The 18,771-nt window shown below is 62.3% G+C and carries 16 protein-coding genes and 1 pseudogene; 10 read left to right on the top strand and 7 right to left on the bottom strand.

What is annotated here, in order from left to right; all coding sequences use genetic code 11:
• Window positions 1–26: 26 nt before the first annotated feature.
• From AB7Z56_RS28555 to AB7Z56_RS28540, 4 genes and pseudogenes are all read left to right on the top strand, one after another.
• Window positions 27–809: a MetQ/NlpA family ABC transporter substrate-binding protein gene (locus AB7Z56_RS28555; RefSeq protein ID WP_063984161.1), complete on the top strand. Its 783-nt coding sequence runs from the start codon at window positions 27–29 to the stop codon at window positions 807–809.
• 24 nt (window positions 810–833) lie between these two features.
• Window positions 834–2,462, top strand: a complete 1,629-nt coding sequence (locus AB7Z56_RS28550; RefSeq protein WP_441256643.1) for an FAD-dependent oxidoreductase — start codon at window positions 834–836, stop codon at window positions 2,460–2,462.
• Complete coding sequence (locus tag AB7Z56_RS28545) at window positions 2,459–2,779, top strand: 4Fe-4S dicluster domain-containing protein (protein WP_071915201.1); 321 nt, start codon at window positions 2,459–2,461, stop codon at window positions 2,777–2,779. The genes AB7Z56_RS28550 and AB7Z56_RS28545 overlap by 4 nt, the downstream gene beginning before the upstream one ends.
• Before the next feature lie 28 nt (window positions 2,780–2,807).
• A pseudogene (locus AB7Z56_RS28540) lies at window positions 2,808–2,957 on the top strand (DUF3088 family protein); the annotation flags it as partial.
• A 252-nt stretch (window positions 2,958–3,209) separates the two neighbouring features.
• Here the strand turns inward: AB7Z56_RS28540 and AB7Z56_RS28535 are convergent.
• From AB7Z56_RS28535 to AB7Z56_RS28505, 7 genes are all read right to left on the bottom strand, one after another.
• Window positions 3,210–3,650: a hypothetical protein gene (locus AB7Z56_RS28535; RefSeq protein WP_081369286.1), complete on the bottom strand. Its 441-nt coding sequence runs from the start codon at window positions 3,648–3,650 to the stop codon at window positions 3,210–3,212.
• 155 nt (window positions 3,651–3,805) lie between these two features.
• Entirely contained in the window at window positions 3,806–4,006 is a 201-nt protein-coding gene (locus tag AB7Z56_RS28530; RefSeq protein WP_441256642.1) for a hypothetical protein, read from the bottom strand.
• 130 nt (window positions 4,007–4,136) lie between these two features.
• On the bottom strand, window positions 4,137–4,901 hold the full coding sequence (locus AB7Z56_RS28525; protein WP_441256641.1) for an outer membrane protein: 765 nt from the start codon (window positions 4,899–4,901) through the stop codon (window positions 4,137–4,139).
• A gap of 291 nt (window positions 4,902–5,192) precedes the next feature.
• Window positions 5,193–5,315, bottom strand: a complete 123-nt coding sequence (locus AB7Z56_RS28520; RefSeq protein ID WP_256376419.1) for a hypothetical protein — start codon at window positions 5,313–5,315, stop codon at window positions 5,193–5,195.
• Between the two features lie 362 nt (window positions 5,316–5,677).
• Window positions 5,678–6,403 (bottom strand): response regulator, encoded by a 726-nt coding sequence (locus tag AB7Z56_RS28515; RefSeq protein ID WP_441256640.1) that lies wholly within the window; start codon window positions 6,401–6,403, stop codon window positions 5,678–5,680.
• The gene (locus tag AB7Z56_RS28510; protein WP_441256639.1) at window positions 6,396–7,997 is read right to left on the bottom strand and encodes a sensor histidine kinase; all 1,602 of its coding nucleotides are present in this window, start codon (window positions 7,995–7,997) and stop codon (window positions 6,396–6,398) included. Before AB7Z56_RS28510 ends, AB7Z56_RS28515 begins: the two co-directional genes overlap by 8 nt.
• Window positions 7,998–8,434: 437 nt before the next feature.
• Window positions 8,435–9,010 (bottom strand): hypothetical protein, encoded by a 576-nt coding sequence (locus AB7Z56_RS28505; protein WP_441256638.1) that lies wholly within the window; start codon window positions 9,008–9,010, stop codon window positions 8,435–8,437.
• A 442-nt stretch (window positions 9,011–9,452) separates the two neighbouring features.
• On the opposite strand from AB7Z56_RS28505, the gene AB7Z56_RS28500 reads away from it, so the two are divergent.
• The 6 genes from AB7Z56_RS28500 to AB7Z56_RS28475 all read left to right on the top strand — a co-directional run bounded on the left by AB7Z56_RS28500 (window position 9,453) and on the right by AB7Z56_RS28475 (window position 18,493).
• Window positions 9,453–11,075: an outer membrane beta-barrel protein gene (locus AB7Z56_RS28500; protein ID WP_441256637.1), complete on the top strand. Its 1,623-nt coding sequence runs from the start codon at window positions 9,453–9,455 to the stop codon at window positions 11,073–11,075.
• A 66-nt stretch (window positions 11,076–11,141) separates the two neighbouring features.
• Entirely contained in the window at window positions 11,142–11,867 is a 726-nt protein-coding gene (locus tag AB7Z56_RS28495) for an outer membrane protein (protein ID WP_441256636.1), read from the top strand.
• A gap of 518 nt (window positions 11,868–12,385) precedes the next feature.
• Window positions 12,386–13,615, top strand: a complete 1,230-nt coding sequence (locus AB7Z56_RS28490) for an efflux RND transporter periplasmic adaptor subunit (RefSeq protein ID WP_441256635.1) — start codon at window positions 12,386–12,388, stop codon at window positions 13,613–13,615.
• A gap of 20 nt (window positions 13,616–13,635) precedes the next feature.
• Window positions 13,636–16,794, top strand: a complete 3,159-nt coding sequence (locus tag AB7Z56_RS28485; RefSeq protein WP_441256634.1) for an efflux RND transporter permease subunit — start codon at window positions 13,636–13,638, stop codon at window positions 16,792–16,794.
• 83 nt (window positions 16,795–16,877) lie between these two features.
• Window positions 16,878–18,212, top strand: coding sequence for a TolC family outer membrane protein (locus AB7Z56_RS28480; RefSeq protein ID WP_441256848.1), 1,335 nt, complete (start codon window positions 16,878–16,880; stop codon window positions 18,210–18,212).
• A 26-nt stretch (window positions 18,213–18,238) separates the two neighbouring features.
• On the top strand, window positions 18,239–18,493 hold the full coding sequence (locus AB7Z56_RS28475) for a hypothetical protein (protein ID WP_441256633.1): 255 nt from the start codon (window positions 18,239–18,241) through the stop codon (window positions 18,491–18,493).
• The last annotated feature ends 278 nt before the right edge of the window (window positions 18,494–18,771 follow it).

Genomic DNA, 18,771 nt, shown 5'->3' with positions numbered 1-18,771 from the left:
ATCGCTCGATAAGGAGATCGTAGACCATGAGACGTCGCTTGTTGCTCGTGATGGCCGCCTTTGCACTATTCACCGCGCCGGCCTTCGCGGATCAGAAGATCAAGGTCGGGATATCGGGCGGCGATGCCGAAATCATCTGGGCGAAGGTGAAGGAGATCGCGGCCAAGGACGGCCTCGATGTGCAGGTCGTCGTCTTCAACGATTATCTGTTGCCCAATGCCGCGCTGGATGTCGGCGATCTCGATGCGAATGCCTTCCAGCACAAGCCGTTCCTGGACAACCAGATCAAGACCAGGGGATACAAGATCGTCGCCGTCGGCGAGACGATCGTCGCACCGATCGGGCTCTATTCCCGCAAGGCGAAGTCGGTTGCCGAGATCAAGGAGGGGGCGTCGATCGGCATCCCCAACGATCCGTCGAACGGTGGCCGGGCCCTGCGGCTGCTTCAGGCCGAAAAGCTGATCGAGCTCAAGGACGGCGTGGGGATCCTGCCGACCGCGCTCGATGTGACCGCAAATCCAAAGAAGCTCAGGATCCGTGAAATCGACGCCGCCCAACTGCCGCGCAGCCTGGACGACGTCGATGCTGCGGTCATCAACACCAATTACGCCGTCCCCGCCGGCCTCATTCCCGGCAAGGAATCCATCGCAATCGAATCCTCGGTCAACAATCCCTACAGCAACTTCATCGCCGTTCGCGAGAAGGACAAGGATGCTCCCTGGGTCGCGAAGCTGGTGCGTGCCTATCAGAACGATACGGTCCGCCAGACCATCAAGGACAAACTGCCGGGTCAGATACCCGCGTTCTGAACAGATTCAATCCGGAGACGAGCGATGACAAACCCACCTGGCCGTGCCGAGAAGCTATCGAGTTCGGCAGGATCCGTCGTGTTCGATGCGGATGTGCTGGTGCTCGGTGGCGGTCCCGCGGGCACATGGGCCGCAATAAGTGCCGCCGAGCGTGGTGCGCGCGTCGTGCTGGCGGACAAGGGGTTTTGCGGCACCTCAGGCGCGACCGCGGCGGCCGGCACCGGTGTCTGGTACGTCGACCCCGCTCCGGAGCGCCGCGAGGCCGCGATGGCCAGCCGTGAGAAACTCGGTGGCCACCTCCAGGACCGTCGCTGGATGGCGCGCGTGCTGGACCGGACCTACGCCCAGAGCAACCAGCTCGCCGATTGGGGCTATCCTTATCCTTCGGATGACGACGGCAAGCCGCAGCGGAATTCACTCCAGGGTCCGGAATACATGCGGCTGATGCGCAAGCGAACGAAGCAAGCCGGCGTCACCATTCTGGATCACTCGCCGGCGCTCGAGCTCTTGGTGGATGAGAACGGCGTGGTGGCCGGCGCCGCAGGCCTGCGACGGCAGAAAGGCGACCGTTGGGTGGTCAATGCGAAGGCTGTGGTGATCGCCACCGGCGGATGCGCCTTCCTTAGCAAGACGTTGGGCTCGAACGTTCTGACCGGCGATGGCTATCTCCTGGCAGCCGAGGCCGGCGCGGAATTCACCAGCATGGAGTTCTCCAACGCCTATGCTATCTCGCCGGCATTCGGCTCCGTGACCAAGACCCTGTTCTACAGCTGGGCGAGCTTCACCGACGAGGAAGGCAGTGTGATCCCAGGGGCGTCATCCAAGGGCGGCCGGTCGATTATTGCTCGGGCGTTGCGCAAGGGCCCGGTGTACGCCCGGCTCGACGAGGCCGACGCCGAGACCCAGCGGCATATGAGGGTATCTCAGCCGAACTTCTTCCTGCCGTTCGACCGGACCGGCCTCGATCCGTTCACGCAGCGTTTTCCGATCACGCTTCGCCTCGAGGGGACCGTCCGCGGCACGGGTGGCCTGCGGATCGTTGACGACAGCTGCGCGACTACCGTTCCCGGTCTCTACGCTGCGGGCGACGCGGCAACCCGCGAGCTGATCTGCGGTGGTTTCACCGGGGGCGGCAGCCACAATGCGGCCTGGGCGATGTCGTCGGGGTATTGGGCCGGCCAGGGCGCCGCCGAATTCGCGCGACAGCTGGGTACCGCGAGCGGACGACAGGCATTTCGGCGCGGCAGCGTTGCGCTTCGCTCCGGCAGTGGGCGACCGCTTCAGGCTGACAAGCTCGCCCGGAACGTTCAGGACGAGGTGTTTCCGTACGAGCTGAACTATTTCCGCGAAGCCGGGCGGCTCAGCGAGGCGTTATGGCGTCTGGACGGCTTCTGGTCCGAGGCATCGAATGCCGACGCGTCAGACGAGCAGGATCTGGTTCGCGCACGTGAGGCCACGGCCATGCTCGCAACGGCGCGCTGGATGTATCGGAGCGCGCTGGCGCGTCAGGAGAGCCGGGGTATGCATCGCCGCGACGACTATCCCGAGCAGGACGACCGCTATCGCCACTACGTGACGACCGGAGGGCTCGACGACGTCTGGACCTCGGCGCGCCCGCTGCGTTCCTCTCAGTACGCGGAGGCCGCGGAATGATCGAGGTCATCGATGTCGAGCGCTGCACGGCGTGCGACATCTGCGTCAACGTGTGCCCGACCAATGTCTTCGACAAGACCGACGACATTCCCAGGATCGCGCGCCAGAGCGATTGCCAAACCTGCTTCCTGTGCGAGCTCTACTGCCCCGAGGATGCGCTGTTCGTCTCGCCATTCGCCGACGCGCCGCAACAGGTCGACGTCGCCGCGTTGAAGGAAGCCGCAGTGCTCGGCAGCTATCGGCGTGCAGTAGGCTGGACCAATGAGAGCCGGCACTTGCGCGATGCGGATCGAAGCTACCGGCTGTTCGGCCATTGAAGCTTACATCGACTTCGGGAGATCGGACATGACTGGAGATCGCCTGTTCCTGTTGAAGCCCAGATTTGAGGATCCGGAGCAGCCGGGCCGCTTCTTCGTCTGCTCGCACTGCAATGCGATTGAGGGGTTGCTGGCGTCGTTTCCAGGGCTGGCAACACAGATTGAGGTGCGGCGCCTGGGGACGCTTTGAAAAGGGAGCGTGAAGTCCGATCGCGGCGCCGATCAGGGAGGAGGACGTTGTCACCAGGCCCAACAAGGCGGCCATGGCGAGGTAGTAGGGCGACGTCATGAAGCTCCCAATACATCGCGATCGTTCGCCGCAACGTGCCTGCTGCAGCATGATGACGTGCGGTATGTAGGAAAGCGAGAGCGCCTGCGGCGTCGCCGCATACGAAACTCATATAGACGCAATCAGCCGCAGCTCCGCGTTTCAGGCCGCCCGTTTCATCTGGGCAGAATCCTGCCGGTAGGCGGACATCACGAAGCCCTGACGGCATCTGACCCCGGCCTCGATTCGGAAGCCGAGCTGTTCGAGCTTCTTGCGGACCTTGAGCGCGAAGCCCGCCTCGTTCGACTTGATCAGCACCGCGATTGCAGCGGTCGTGCCGAGAGATGGTGCGATCTGGGACAGCGCCATCTCGAACTCACTGAACATGTCTTGCACGGTGATAAGGCCGACGGAAAAGGCCGGCTTGCGCAAGAAGATGGAGGGCAGTCCAATTCGGGTGAAGCCGCGCTGGCGCAGCGCCTGATAGAGTTCGGCGCTACCACGGCCCGCGACGATCGCGCGATTGAGATTCGACAGATGGGTGAGCGAGATCATGGTCTCGACCACCTGGTCGCGATCGGTGAAGGGAGCGGGGTGGAGCACGAAGATACTCCTTACAGTGGGTGCGCGGGCGCACTGGAACGAGAATTTGCCCTGAATGGCGCGACCAATATCGTTCGCGGCCGGTATGATTTCGAGGGGACAGGCAGGCTTATCTCATAGGAACGGCATAGGATCGGGACGAGGTTGAGGTGCGTTCAACGTTCGTTGCGCATGTAGGCGCTTCGTGCCGTCACCGATCTCAGGTCGAGCTCCGCACTGCTGCCTGCACCAGGATGGTTGATCGTTGCCTCCGACAGGCGATGGATGCCGGCGTCGATCTGGCGATCCAAGGCATGAAGAACGATGTGCGCGAAGGCGGCCGTCGCCAGAATGAGAAGCCAAAAGCGCAAACCCATGAGACTTCCCCATCCCTGGTGGCGTTGCACAGATCGGACAATTGGAGGGCTGACCTGAACCGAAGCCTCGCTCAAAAAAGGAGCCCCGGACGTACCGGGGCTCAAGTGGTTGGAGGTGTGCCGAGAGACTTCAGTATTTGGCGACGACAGGGTCATCCCAATGGAGTTTGTAGTTGACGCCGACCAGCGCGGTCGAGGCACGCTGCTGGCCGTTGATGACTTCACCCGCGCCGCCGCCGGCCAGTGTGAACGCCCGCGCGCTGTCGTCGAGGAACCACATGTAGTTATACTCGGCGAAGACCGACCAGTTCGGCGCGAACATCCATTCGGCGCCGATGCCGATGGTCATGCCGGGCTGCATGAAGCTTGCGGACTCGATCAGCGCGCCACCGGGCGCAAAGACCTGGTTGCGTTCCCGAATGAAGGCCGCACCGCCCTTGAGATAGCCGAGGAATTGCGGCGTCCAGAGATAGCCGATGCGGCCGGTCGCGGTGTAGATCTCTTTCAGGTTGTTCGCTTCGGAGAAGGCGGGGAAGTCGGTCAAGGCGTGGCTGCCCTTGATATTGCCGAAATCGAAGCTGCCGCCGACGCCGAACACCAGATTGCCGGTCTGGAAATCGCAACCGACCTGGCCGCCGCCGATCACGCCGCTGTCCTTCTCGCGGCCGTAGTCGTTCGGTGCAGCCGCGCCGCCGACGTCGAGCGCGCGGGCCGTATTCAGCCGCGTCCAGCCGCCACCGACATTGGCGCCGAGGTAGCAGCCGGTCCAGTTGTAGAGCGGAGCGGCAGCCATTGGCCGCGCCTTCAACGGCAGATCGGCAGCGACTGCGGCGCTCGCCGCGCCGAGCCCGATCAGCACACTTGCGACAACAAGAGATTTCAATCGTCCGTACATTCGAGCCCCCTGCATGGCCATGAGGCCAATTCATCTTCGGAGATGATGTTAGGGACAGCGCACGGATTCCGCGATGCCGAAAGGGCTGCTTGAGCGCGCAGAGGTCGCTTTTGCGCGCGCGTTGTACGCTCGCGACATCGCAAAATGCCGAAAAGAATTAAGGAAAAATAGCTTCCGGACTCGCGGAGTGGTTTCGGTAAATTGAGACGCCGGACATGGCCGCGCGATACGTCGAAGGTCGCCTGAGATTGTATCACTGTGTTTGTGCCGGTGGTCCGGTGCGCAATCCCGTCAATCCCTGTCGCGCGTTCGCCAGGCGAAGATGATGAAGATTGCGACAACGGCCGCGCCCGCAAGCATCCAGTACTGGGCGTCGATGCCAAAAACGCTAAATGTTTGAATGAGGAAGTCCACGGCACTCGCCCTTTTGTTGGGCAAGCTACGCGGTTCGGGAATGGAAATATATTATTTTTATACGATGGGTGTTCTGCGCGTCGTGCGCAGGCATGCCAGCACTCGCGGGCGGCGCAAGGTATGGGGCAGCCCTGGTCAGAGCGCGGATCGCGAGGCGCGCTCGATGACCAGTCCGTTGAGGAAATCTTCGAGCGCGATGCGTCCGGCCTCGTGTGCAGCCCGGTGCGAGCGAAACCCGGCTTCACGAAGCCTGATGCCCATCGGCCTGCGCTTGCGCCGGATCTCCCAGGACCAATCCTGACATGCATCGCCGGACCAAGACACGACGACGTAAAAGGACCGTCGTGGCGAAGGGCGCAGCATCAGGTTACGCGAGCCATGGCCGGTTGCGCATCCAGCCGATTCTGAAGCCGATAACCGACGCCGGACTCGGTGACCAGGAGACGCGGCTGGTTGGGGTCGGCCTCGATCTTCTGGCGAAGCTTGCGCACGAGGATCCGAAGGTACTGGATGTTGTCGCGCTGATTGCCGTTCCAGATATCCTTCAGGAGCTGATCGTGGGTGACGACGAGGCCGACATGCATGGCGAGAACGTGCAGCAGCCGATATTCCTTGCGCGTCAGGCGGACCAGATTGTTGTTCAGCGAGACCGTACGGGTCACGAGATCGACCGACAGCGGGCCTGCGACCACGACCGGATTTTCCGTCGCCGACTTGAAGTACCGCCGCAAGGCGGCCTCGCTTCGCGCCAGCAGTTCGGCCATGCCGAACGGCTTGACGACGTAATCGTCGGCGCCGGCCTGGAGCAGACGTACCTTCTCGTCCTCGCCGGCAGCGACGGAAAGGATGATGATCGGCACGTTGGACCACGCACGGATCCGCTCCAGCACCTCCGCGCCGTGAAGATCGGGTAGCGCCAGATCGAGAACGATGAGGTCAGGTGAACTGAAGGTCGCGAGCTTCAACGCCTCGGTGGCGTTTTCGGCCTCGAGCACGGCGAAGCTGTTGAGTTCGAAGCCGGCGCGGAGGAAGCGCCTGATCTTCGGTTCGTCGTCGATCAGGAGAACCATGTTTGCCGGCTTACTCATCTGTCAGCGCGATCGGTTCGGAGGTGGATGGCTCGAGCGCGGGCAGGGAGATCGATACCGTTGTTCCCTGTCCTTGGCCGCGGCTATGAACCGTGATCATGCCCTCATTGGCCTGGATGAAGGTCGAGGCGATCCAGAAGCCGAGGCCCGACCCCGGCACCGACGCCTGATGTCGCGCGCTTCGAAAGGATCGCTGGCCAAGCTTTTGCTGTTCATCGGCGGTGATGCCGACGCCCTGATCGGACACGACGACGTGCACGCGACGGGGCTCGTAACGCACGTCCACGGTGATCGTTGAACCGGACGGCGAATATTTCGCGGCGTTCTCCAGGATCTGCCCGCAAGCCTCCTCCACCAGGCCCGAGTCGACGTGGAGCAGGGGAAGATCATCTGCGAAAGTTGCCTCTATCCGATGCGCCGAAAGCCGTCGCGCGCGGCGCGTGATGGCGCCGTTGACGATATCCCTCGGGTCCGCCCATTCGCGGCGCGGACTCAGTCCGCCCGCGGTGACGCGAGTCGCGCTGAGCAGGTTGCTGATATAGCCGTCGAGATGGCTCGCCTCGTCAGAGATCGCCTCGACCAGCGTTTGTATGCGCGCGTCCCCACGTATGGCTGGAATGGTCTCCAGCACGCTCGCCGAACCCTGGATCGCCGCGAGCGGCGTGCAAAGCTCGTGCGACAGTGTTCCATGGAAGGCGTCGCGTAACATTTGCGCCTGCAGGCGCAATCGCGCGCTCTCCATCACCTTGCCGATGTCGAGGCGCTGCAGCGTCAGCGCGGTCTCGTCGAGGATTGATTGGATCCGTCGAGTCCGCCGTTCAATCGCTGGCTGGGAACCCAGACCGATATTGACCGCGATCACGCCGTGAATAGCGGAATCTGACGAGATCGCCCTGAGCAGCCAGATCTCGCCGCGCTGCTCGTCGACGATGGTCTGCAACCCTGGACCCGCTCCGGAATTCATCGCTGCCGCAGTTGCCTGCACTGAAAGTGGCGCGAAGCGGGACTCAGGCGGTTCGAAATGCCCGTCCGCGGTCGTCACGAACAAAGTTGCCGCGTGGCCGAAGGCGCCCTCGAAATGTTGACGGATGGCGGAAATCAAGTCCGCGACCGTAAAACAGGAGGCGAGGCGACGCGAGAAGTCATAGAGCGCATGCATCTCCTTCTCGCGCTGTCGCAACGTGTCGGTTTCCTTGCGCAGCCGCGAGGCCAGATTGCTGCTCACCAGCGCAACGATCAGGAACAGCAGGAGATCGACCGCCTCCTGCGGGTTGTCGACGCGAAAGCTGTAAAGAGGTTCGAAGAAGAAGAAATCCGCGGCCGCCGTGCCCGTGATCGATGCCGTCATTGCCGGCCAGACGCCCCATCGAGTCGCAGCATACATGACTGGAACGAGGTAGGCGATCGGGACCAGGCTTGACGCCAATGTCGTGTTGAGTGCGAACAGCGCTGTGGTGACCAGTCCGATGCTCAGAACCGACAGCAACACTGGGATCACGTTGCGCCACACGACGACACGCAGCGACGCGACCTCATCCAGGGCCGGTATCCCCGAGGATGGTAATTTGGAGCCGGTCTGCCGCACGCTCGTCATCGAAAACATGCGGCCCAGAGGTGGATAAAGAATCAAAATACGTACATGCCCTTACCGACGGCGACATCGAAAGATCCGGCTCCGGCCGCGTCGGCCGCAACGGGATCAATGGTCAAACAAGACCCGATCGGACAATGCTCGGAAATTCGATTGCTATCGGCATGCGTCGACCAACGGCGCGCACCAGAACCCGTTCAATGTCGTGATGCAGACTCTTCGATGTCGTCAACTACCCGGCGAAGGAACGATGTTCCAGATCGACGTAGAAAATCTATGATGTTGGGAGTGGTCCAACATAAAAAAGAAATAGCCACAGCCTCCGTAGTTTTACGGAAAAGTTCGCTCCGGACTCCGCGTCAGGCGAAGTCGGGTTCTGATTCCCTCAACGATTGTACCGGGCCTCAGGGCAACGCCGCGATTCGTGGCTGTGAGGCGTCTTATGCCTGCCGAACCAAGCTCGCATATTGCAGGGCGCGCTTCTCGCCGAGAAGCTCCGGCCTAGATGCCCGGTAGAGGCCGGCTTCGTCGGCCGAGCGAGTCTGAGGCAGCGCAAGGGCCGCGACCGCCACTGCGCTGATCTGCTTGGGCGGATAGAGATAGAAGTCCATCAGCGGCATATGCGGCCCGTGCGCACTCTGTTTCAGGACGTCACGCGCGGTCTCGCCGGCGACCGGATAGATCGCGCTCCATCCGGCGAAGCTGCTCGCCAGAATCTCCAGGGAGAGAATCGTGGTCGCGATCTGCACGAAGCCGTCATTGGCCTTCTTCGAGCTGCGGGTCGTCGAGGCACGGCGCAGGATTCGGCGAAGCTCAGTGTGCCGTTCGATCAGCGGGCCCAAGCGAAAGTGCCAAAGCATATTGGGCAACGAGGCGAAGCCGTGAACCTCGTGATACGATTCGATCAGGCTGCGACATTGCCGCGCCAGGTTCTTCGGCAGGAAGCCGAGGTCGAACGCGACACCGTCCGCTGTTGTGTTGTCGCCGGCGCGCGCTGCACAAGTCACTGCTTCCATGATCAAACCTCGCGAAGCAAATTTGCCCACGTGGCGAGCTTAGCGAGTCCAGGCATATATCTTCGATCGACAATCTGGCGCACATACGTAGCAAAATAATAGCTGCGGCAAGCAAGCGGCGCTTGGTTGCGAGTAAGTCGAGCACAGCGCGTCGCGCACTATGACGAAAATGACACAGCTCGAAGTGAACGTTTGCGCTGCATCATCGTTCTAACGGCAAAAGACCACTTTTTCGCTGACGATTTGAGCAAACGCGGTGAGCATCTGATGCTTACGAATGCAAATGATGCCCGCGAGGCGCCTCGCGCTATTTTATTTTAACGAACGCGCGCCGGAAACCGCATCGCTTTTTTTTGCCCGCCTCACGAAAGATTGCACCTGAAGCTTAACCAAACCGAAAGAGCGCCTGGAAGGCGTCGGTCCAACAGCTTGGGGCAATATGATGAGAAACTATCTTTTGGCGGGCGTATCGCTGGTCGCGATGGGGATTGGCGGCGCCGCCAATGCAGCGGACACGCTTCCGCCCGTGGGGAAGACGTTCTGCGATCCCTACAAGAACTATGCGTGCATGGACTCCTATCTGGGTCAGGACTTCATGACCCGCTTCATCAACTACTATCGGCTCGAATGGGGCCATGAGGCCGCGCCGTCCGATCCGAAGGCGGCGGCGTCGCGCCGCGACGGTTGGCCTGCGACACCGCAGAGCATTCCGCCGATGCCGTTCACCGAATGGCCCTATGGCGGTGCGACCGCAATCGGCGTCACGCGTCCGAACTCGGTCGACAGCCCGCTGATGAACGCGATGAGCAACACGGCCGTCGGGCAGTGGATGAACGACGCGCACATTCAGGTCTATGGCTGGGTCAACGCCGGCGGCAACCTCAGCAACAGCACCGTCCGCGGCGGCAATTCGCCGGCGGCATACGACTACAATCCGAACACGGTTCAGCTCGATCAGGCCGTGGTCTATATCGAGCGACTGCCCGACACAGTCCAGAAGGACCACATCGACTGGGGCTTCCGCATCGCGCCGATCTATGGCGAGAACTATCGCTACACCACGGCTTACGGCTTGTGGAGTAATCAGCTCCTCCAGCAGAACAGGAACTACGGCTATGACATGCCGATGGCCTATGGCGAGGTCTTCATTCCCTATCTGGCCGACGGCCTTCTGCTGAGGTTCGGCCGCTACATCTCGATCCCGGACATCGAGGCGCAGCTCGCGCCGAACAACTACATGTATACGCATTCGATGACGTATACGTTCGACAACTACACGAACACCGGCATCAACGCCTCGCTCGCGCTGAACAAGAACTGGATGATCCAGGGAGGCTTCTCGGTCGGCACCGAAGCAATGCCGTGGCATGTCGGCGCCAAGATCGCCAATGCGAATCCAAATCCGCTGTTCCCGGACAGCACCATGTTGAAAGATCCGGGCGCGCAGCCGACCTTCAGTGCGGCCGTTCGTTATGTAACCGACAGCGGCAATGACGGCGTCTACGTGATCGCCAACGGCATCAACAACGGCACCTGGGGCTACAACAATCTCCAGTGGTACGGGCTGACCTATTATCACAAGTTCAACGATCAGTGGCACATCTCGTTCGAGACCTATAACGAGCACCAGAACAACGTGCTCAACCTCGACAATCCTGCCTCGGTCGCGCTCGTGGCCAGCGGTACACCGTTCTCGCTCGACGTCATGCCCTGGAACGCACCGTTCGGCGCGCATTGCGGCAACGCAACTCAATTGTCGTGCACGGCGTCGGTCCAGACCTTCCTGACCTACGTGAACTACAGCCCGACGAAGATGGACAACATCTCCTATCGTCTCGAGTGGTTCGACGACAAGCAGGGACAGCGTACCGGCGTGAAGACACGCTATGTCGAAACCGGGATCGGCTGGCAGCACTGGTTCTCGCCGCAGATCGAGATCCGGCCCGAAGTGTCGGTGTATCACGCGCTGGATGCGCCGGCGTTCAACGGTAACGCCAACTTCGGCATTCCCCCGAACAAGAAGACGGCCGTCATCGGTTCGGCTGACATCATCATCCACTTCTGATTATGCGGACGGGTGGCGCCGCGAGCGCCACCCGCTTCGCAAAGAGACACTCGACAGGGGCAAGCAATGAAAAAGATTCTTCTCACAACGGTTGCATTGGGCGCATTGACGGCGATGTCGCCGGCGTTTGGCGCCGATCTCCCGATCTACGGCAAGGCTCCGCCAGTCGCGGCGCCGGCCTATGACTGGTCCGGCTTCTATGTCGGCGTCTTCGGCGGCTGGGGGCTCGGCAATCACAACGTGAACAACGCGACCGGCCCGGTTGGCTTCGCCAACTTCACGGCGAACTACGAATCGACGGGTGGCTTCGGCGGCGGCGAGATCGGCGCCAACTGGCAGAGCGGCAACATCGTCGTCGGTATCGAAGCCGACGGCTTTGGCGCTGACATCAAGGGCAACGACAATTTCGCGCTCGGCTGGAACGACGCGACAAAGCTGGGCTGGGGTGCCACGCTGCGGGGACGCGGCGGCATCGCGGTCGACCGCTTGTTGCTGTTCTTCACGGGCGGTTGGGCTTATGGCGAGCTGACGCACACCAACACCAATCCCGGCGTCGGGGTGGACACGTTCAAGGCCACACGGAGCGGCCTGACCGCCGGCGGTGGCATCGCTTATGCGTTCACCAACAATCTGATCGGAAAGTTCGAGTATCGCTATTTCGACAACGGCACGTTCCATCGCGATGCACCGACCAACGGTGTGCTGCCGTACACGGTGGCCAACACCTATTCGACCGTAATGGTCGGGCTCGACTTCAAGTTCGGCGGCAACGCGGTGGTCGCGAAGTATTAACGCCAGGAGGCAGGGGGGCTGCATGATCGGCTCGAGACGAAGACTGAAAGTTGCGGCGATGATCGCTCTCGTTGGGCTTGGCGCTTGCCTTGCCGGATGCGTGAGCGATCTCAGCGCCACTGCAACAGATGCGCCGGGTACTCACCAGATGCGCTACTACGGCGGGCCCAAATATCCGATGTGGCCGAGCCAATGAGATCGATTGGCACGGCGTGCCCTGTGAGCGGACACGCCGTGCGGATCGTGACATCCGTTGCCGCGAGTGTGATGTTGACAGGACGTGCTGTCAGTTCTGTGCAAGCGAACCATGCTACGCGCTGCCGACGCCATGACAGCCTGGGAGCATCACGGCGGATCGCCGACGGCATGTCCGGCAATCACGGTCCGATGCGGTACTACCGCGGGTCGAGATCGCCGATGTGGCGCGACCGCGTTCAGAATTGAGCCCCGTTTGGGCGAGTAAGCCAAGGCCTCGCAGGAGGCACGGGAGTGCATGAGTCAATGCGCACGTTTGCATCATGATCGCCGGTTCGAGCCTTAGCCGGAAAAGAATCGTTACGCTTGCGGCTGCGGCGATCGCGCTTGCCATTGCGACCGTCGGCGCGACACGAATGCTCGCGTCGCATGGCAAATCCATGGAGATGTCGAGCCAGGCCAAGGTAAAGCCACCGCGCTACGTTCCGACCGCATCTGAGCTGGCAACGCTCTCGATTGCGCCGGTGACGGAGCGGGTGTTTCGTGCGGAGCACGTCACGGAGGGCAAGATCGCCGTCAACGAAGACAGCTCCACGCCGATCTTCTCGCCCTATGCGGGCCGTGTCGTGAAACTTCTGGTGAAGCCCAGCGATGTCGTCGAACGCGGGCAGCCGCTGTTCGTGGTCGAAGCCACCGACACCGTGCAGGGCCTGAACGATTTCGTGACGGCGCTCGGCAGCCTCAATACTGCGCGCTCCAAGCTCAACCTCGCGCAGATCGTCGAGAAGCGCGCCAACGATCTCTACGCCGGCAAAGCGGTGCCTCTGAAGGACTGGCAGCAGGCGCAAGCCGATCTCATCACGGCGCAGAATGACATGCGCTCGGCGGAGACCGCGCTCGAGGCGGCGCATAATCGGCTGCGCATCCTGGGGCGGTCCGAGGATCAGATCACCAAATTCCAGGAGACGCGCCAGATCAGCGCCGAGACGCCGATCACTTCGCCAATCGGCGGCACGGTCGTGCAGCGCAAGATCGGTCCCGGCCAGTTCATCAGCAGCAGCGCCAGCGATCCGGTCTTCGTGATCGGTGACCTCTCGACGGTCTGGCTCACGGCCTTCGTGCGCGAGAGCGAAGCTGCGGACATCGCCATCGGACAGGATATCGCCTTTACGGTGCTGGCGCTTCCCGGTCGCGAGTTCAAGGCGCGTGTGGATTACGTCGCCGCCGCGATCGATCCGTCGACGCGGCGTCTCATGGTCCGCGCCACCATCGACAACAGGGACGGATCGCTCAAGCCGGAAATGTTCGCCAATGCTACCGTCTATGCCGGCGAAAACCGACCCTCGGTCGGCGTGCCGAAGCAGGCTCTGATCTTCGAGGGCGATCGTGTCCGGGTCTGGGTTTCGCGCGACGACGGTTCCGTCGAGCTGCGCGAAATCCAGATCGGGTTGACCAATGGCGACCTCGTTGAGGCACGCGGCAACCTGAAGGCCGGCGAAAAGATCGTCACACGCGGAAGCCTGTTCATCGACCGTGCCGCCTCCGGCAGCTAACTCAAGGCAAGCCGGTTCACATGGAACGTCTCGTCGCCTTCGCAGTCAGCCGTCGCTTCCTCATGGTCGGCCTGTTCGCCGCCATGCTGGTCAGCGGCCTGATCGCGTTTCAGCAGCTCAACATCGAAGCGTATCCCGATCCGACGCCGCCGATGGTCGACATCGTGACGCAAAGTCCGGGGCTGTCGGCCGAGGAGATCGAGCGCTACATCACGATCCCGCTGGAGACTCAGGTCGCCGGCATCAAGAACATGAAGGTGATCCGGACAATCTCGTTGTACGGCTTGTCCGACGTCAAGCTGCAGTTCTCGTTCGACTACACCTACGAGCAGGCGCTCCAACAGGTCCTGAATCGCCTCTCGCAATTGCCGCCGCTGCCGAACAATGCGCAGCCACAGATCTCGCCGCTGAGCCCGATCGGCGAGATCTATCGCTACCGGCTGGTGGGGCCGCCCAACTACTCCGTGCTCGATCTGAAGACATTGCAGGATTGGGTCCTGCAACGGCGCTTCCGCACTGTCCCGGGCGTGATCGATGTAACTGGCTGGGGTGGCAAGACCAAAACCTACGAGGTTGAGGCTGATTTCAACAAGCTCGTGGCGAACGGCTTGACGCTCCCGCAACTTCAACAGGCCATCAACAACGCCAACGTCAACGTTGGCGGCAACACCGTCAATATCGGCCCGCAATCCGCCGTTGTTCGCGGCGTCGGCCTGATCCGTTCGATCCACGCGCTCGAAAATACGATGGTGGCCTCCAATGGCGGCACGCCGGTGCTGGTCCGCGACGTCGCGACCGTCACCGTCGGCGAGCAACCGCGGCTCGGCATGGCCGGCCAGGATCAGGACGACGACATCGTCCAGGGCATCGTCCTGATGCGCCGCGGAGAGCAGAGCTCGCCGACAATTTCGCGCGTCGAAGAGCTCGTCGCCAGCATCAACAATTCGTCGATCCTGCCCCCTGGCGTGCGCATCGAGCGCATCTATGACCGCAAGGACCTGATCCAGACCACGACCCACACGGTGCTGGAGAACATGGTGGTCGGAATCGGCCTGATCGTGCTGTTGCAGTGGATCTTCCTCGGGGACCTGCGCAGCGCGATGATCGTCGGCGCAACGATTCCGTTTGCATTGTTTTTCGCGGTCACCATCCTCGTGCTGCGAGGCGAATCCGCCAATCTGCTATCGGTCGGGGCGATCGATTTCGGGCTGATCGTGGATGCGACCGTGATAATGGTGGAGGCGATCTTCCGGCGCCTGTCGCATACCGAGCGGCTGACGCCGGGCGAGCGGGCGACGATCTCGTCGCGCACCGTCATGGACATGAAGCATCATGCCATCCTGACGGCTGGCTCCGACGTGTCGCGCTCGATCTTCTTCGCCGCAGCCATCATCATCGCGGCCTTTCTGCCGCTGTTCACCTTGAGCGGCGTCGAAGGCAATATTTTTGGTCCGATGGCACGGACTTATGCTTATGCCCTTGCAGGCGGCCTGCTTGCGACCTTCACAGTTACGCCGGCGCTGAGCGCCTTCATCCTTCCGGCCCATGTCGAGGAGACCGAGACGTTTCTGATGCGCTGGGTGCATCGGCTCTATATGCCGGTGCTGGCGCGATCGCTCGCGCATCGCCGCGTCGTTCTGGCGGGCGGCGCCGTCCTGGTCCTGATCACGGTCGTCGCCGTACGATTGCTCGGGCTCGAGTTTCTGCCCAAGCTGGAGGAGGGCAATCTCTGGATCCGCGCAACCTTGCCGCCGACCATCTCGCTCCAGGAGGGTAACTCCTACGTCAACCAGATGCGCAAGGTGATCGCTGCCCGGCCAGAGGTCGAGTCGGTGGTATCGCAACATGGCCGGCCAGACGACGGTACCGACGCAGCCGGCTTCTTCAATGCAGAATTCTTTGCGCCGCTGAAGCCCGCCAAGGAATGGCCTGAGGGCGAGGACAAGGACGCGCTGACCGCCATACTGCTGGGACAGCTTCAGGAAAAGTTTCCGGGCGTCGAGTTCAACTTCTCGCAATATCTCCAGGACAACGTCTCGGAGGCGGTGTCGGGCGTGAAGGGCGAGAACTCGATCAAGCTTTATGGCAGTGACCTCCAGGCGTTGACGGACACCGCAAACAAGATCAAGGCGCAGCTCGCCACCGTTCAGGGGATCACCGACCTTGCGGTCTTCACCTCGCTCGGCCAACCGACCATCCAGATCGATGTCGACCGTGCCCGCGCCGCGCGGTACGGGCTGTCGCCGGGCGATATCAATGCGACGATCAAGACCGCGATTGGTGGCGACAGCGCCGGGGACCTCTACGAGCCGGGCTCCGACCGGCATTTCCCGATCATCGTCCGCCTTGCGCCACAGTTCCGAAAGAGCGCCGAGGCAATCCAGAATTTGCGAATTGGGGCGCAGGGGCCGAACGGCGTCACGCAGGTGCCGCTCAGCGAAGTCGCGACAGTCAAGGTCCTGTCCGGCGCCGCCTATATCTATCGTGAGCAGCAGGAACGCTATCTGCCGATCAAATTCTCGGTGCGCGAGCGCGATCTCGGCAGCGCCATCCAGGAGGCGCAGGAGAAGGTTGCGGCCAACGTGCAATTGCCGGCGGGCTCGCATCTCGAATGGGTCGGCGAATTCGGCAATTTACAGGATGCGATCCGACGGCTGTCGATCGTGGTGCCGATCAGCCTCGCGCTGATCGCCATGCTGATCTGGTTCAATTTCGGCTCGATCATCGACACCGTCCTGACCATGAGTGTGATCCCGATGGCCGTGCTCGGCGGCATCCTGGGCCTGCTCGTGACCGGCATTCCCTTCAGCGTCTCGGCGGCAATCGGCTTCATTGCACTGTTCGGCATCTCGGTGATGGACGGAATCATCATCCTGTCCCAGTACAACGCGCTGATCGACGAGGGTATGGAACGCGGTGCCGCCATCCTGCGCACCGGCGAGCTTCAGCTTCGTCCGGTGCTGATGACCTGCGTGGTCGCGGGCATTGGGCTCCTGCCCGCGGCGCTCTCCAGCGGCATCGGCTCGCAGGTGCAGAAGCCGCTCGCGGTCGTGGTCGTCGCGGGAATGATGCTGGCGCCGATCGTCATTCTGGTCACGCTGCCAGCGCTGATCTCGATGTTCTCGCGGCGGACCCGGCCGGGCCTGGCGGCGCAGCCTCAGTTGGCGCCGGCAGAATGAGGTGGGGCGTGCGTAACAAGATCGTCAGGGGGGCTGTGCGAGCGTCCGGCCGGTCACTGGTACTTTTCCTTGCCGGGGCGGCGATGACGGTTTGCGTGCCATCGCGCGCGGAAACGCTGTCCGAGGCGTTGGTCCGGGCCTATCAGTCGAGCCCGCAGCTCAACGCCGATCGTGCCCGGCAGCGCGGCACGGACGAGAACGTGCCGCAGGCGCTCGCCGGCTACCGGCCGCAGGTGGTCGCGAGCCTCAGCGCGGGTTTGCAGGCGGTCAGGAATACGCTGCCCGACAATACGATCCAGGGCGCGACGCTGCGTCCGTGGACGATTGGCGTGACCGTCAGCCAGGTTCTGTTCAACGGCTTCAAGACCGCCAACAGCGTGCGCGTCGCCGAGTATCAGGTTCTGTCGGGGCGCGAGGCGCTGCGTAACACCGGGCAGGGCGTGCTGCTCGACGCCGTCACGGCCTATATGAACGTATTGGCCAATCAGGCCCTGGTTGAGGCGCAGCGCACCAACGTCGCAGTGCTGCGTGAGATCCAGGCGACGACGAAGAAGCGTCTCGATGCGGGCGATGTGACGCCGACCGATACAGCCCAGGCCGAGGCGCGCCTCAGTCGGGGCCTTGCCGATCTCAATGCCGCTGAGGTGACGCTTGCCATCAGCAAGGCGACCTACGTCCAGGTGATCGGCGGGGCGCCCGGTCAGTTGACGCCGGCCACGCCAGTCGATCGGTTATCACCCGTGACGATGCCGGCATCGATCGAGACCGCCAATCACGAGCATCCGGCGGTGCTCGGTGCGGGCTACGATGTGGATGTCGCGCAGACCACGATCAAGGTCGCAGAAGGCAGTCTGCTCCCGACGGTTGCCGTACAGGCGAACGCCAGCCGCTCCAAGGACTCGGATTCGACGCTGAGCACGTTTGCGACCAATCAGGCCTCGATCCTGGGCCAGATCAATGTGCCGATCTATGACGGCGGTACCGCGGCCTCCCAGACGCGCCAGGCCAAGGAACTCGCCTCGCAAAGCCGTCTGGTGCTTGAGCAGGTCAGGAACCAGTCGCGGACGGCCGTTGTCGGCGCGTGGGTGTCCAATGAGGGCACCAAGGTCGCACTGACAGCGGCCGGGTCGGAGGCGAAGGCAGCAGACGTCGCATTGCAGGGGGTGCGCCGCGAGGCGGCCGGTGGACAGCGCACCACGATCGACGTGCTTAACGCCCAGCAGGACCTCACCGCGGCCCGTTCGCGTCAGATCCAGGCGCAGCGCGACCGGGTGATCGCTTCCTACACGCTGCTCAGCGCCGTCGGCCGGCTGGATGTCCGCACGCTCAATCTCGATACGCCGGATTATCTGCCGGAGGCCCACTATCACCAGGTGCGCGACGCTTGGCACGGCGTCCGCACACCATCCGGACAATAGGCGTTCGCGCCGCAGGAGGAATGAGCATGATCGGCGGAAGGCGCGCACTCCCGGCTCTCGTTGTTGCCGTCGCGGCGATGTTGGCCGCCACTTTCATGGCCCACGCACAGGGTTTTGGCCGAGGCCGCGGCAACTCAGGTCCGCCCGTCGAAAGCCGGCCAAAGGTCGACGAGAAGGCTTACAAGGCCGCGCTGGACAGGATTCCGGTCCCTGACGAGAAGTACGATCCCTGGGGTGGCGCTCGCGCCACGGATACAAAGGCGTCCAAGAAGAAGAACTAGCGCACCGCCGGCCGACGACCGTTTGCCAGCATTGCGACGACCGTCACGGCCGCTAAACGTCTGCCGTTGCTCGCGACGGCAACTGATGAAACTCCGGTTCTCGGCCAGTCGTGCCCACTATGCGGCGCCTATATGAGCGGACGCCGGTCTATCTCGATTTCCTATCCGATCACCTACATGCTTCCATGCGATATCCGTTCGTGGAGACTAATGGCTAGGTGGCGATCACCATCGCAGCCGGTCTGCTCTCGAGGATCGAACCAATTCATTCCGGATTG

It is taken from the genome of Bradyrhizobium sp. 482_C4_N1_8 (genome assembly GCF_052075965.1).
In the GTDB taxonomy this organism is placed as follows: Bacteria; Pseudomonadota; Alphaproteobacteria; order Rhizobiales; family Xanthobacteraceae; genus Bradyrhizobium; species Bradyrhizobium barranii.
The sequence above is the reverse complement of the archived record's forward strand: the minus strand, read 5'-3'. Positions and strand labels throughout refer to the sequence as shown.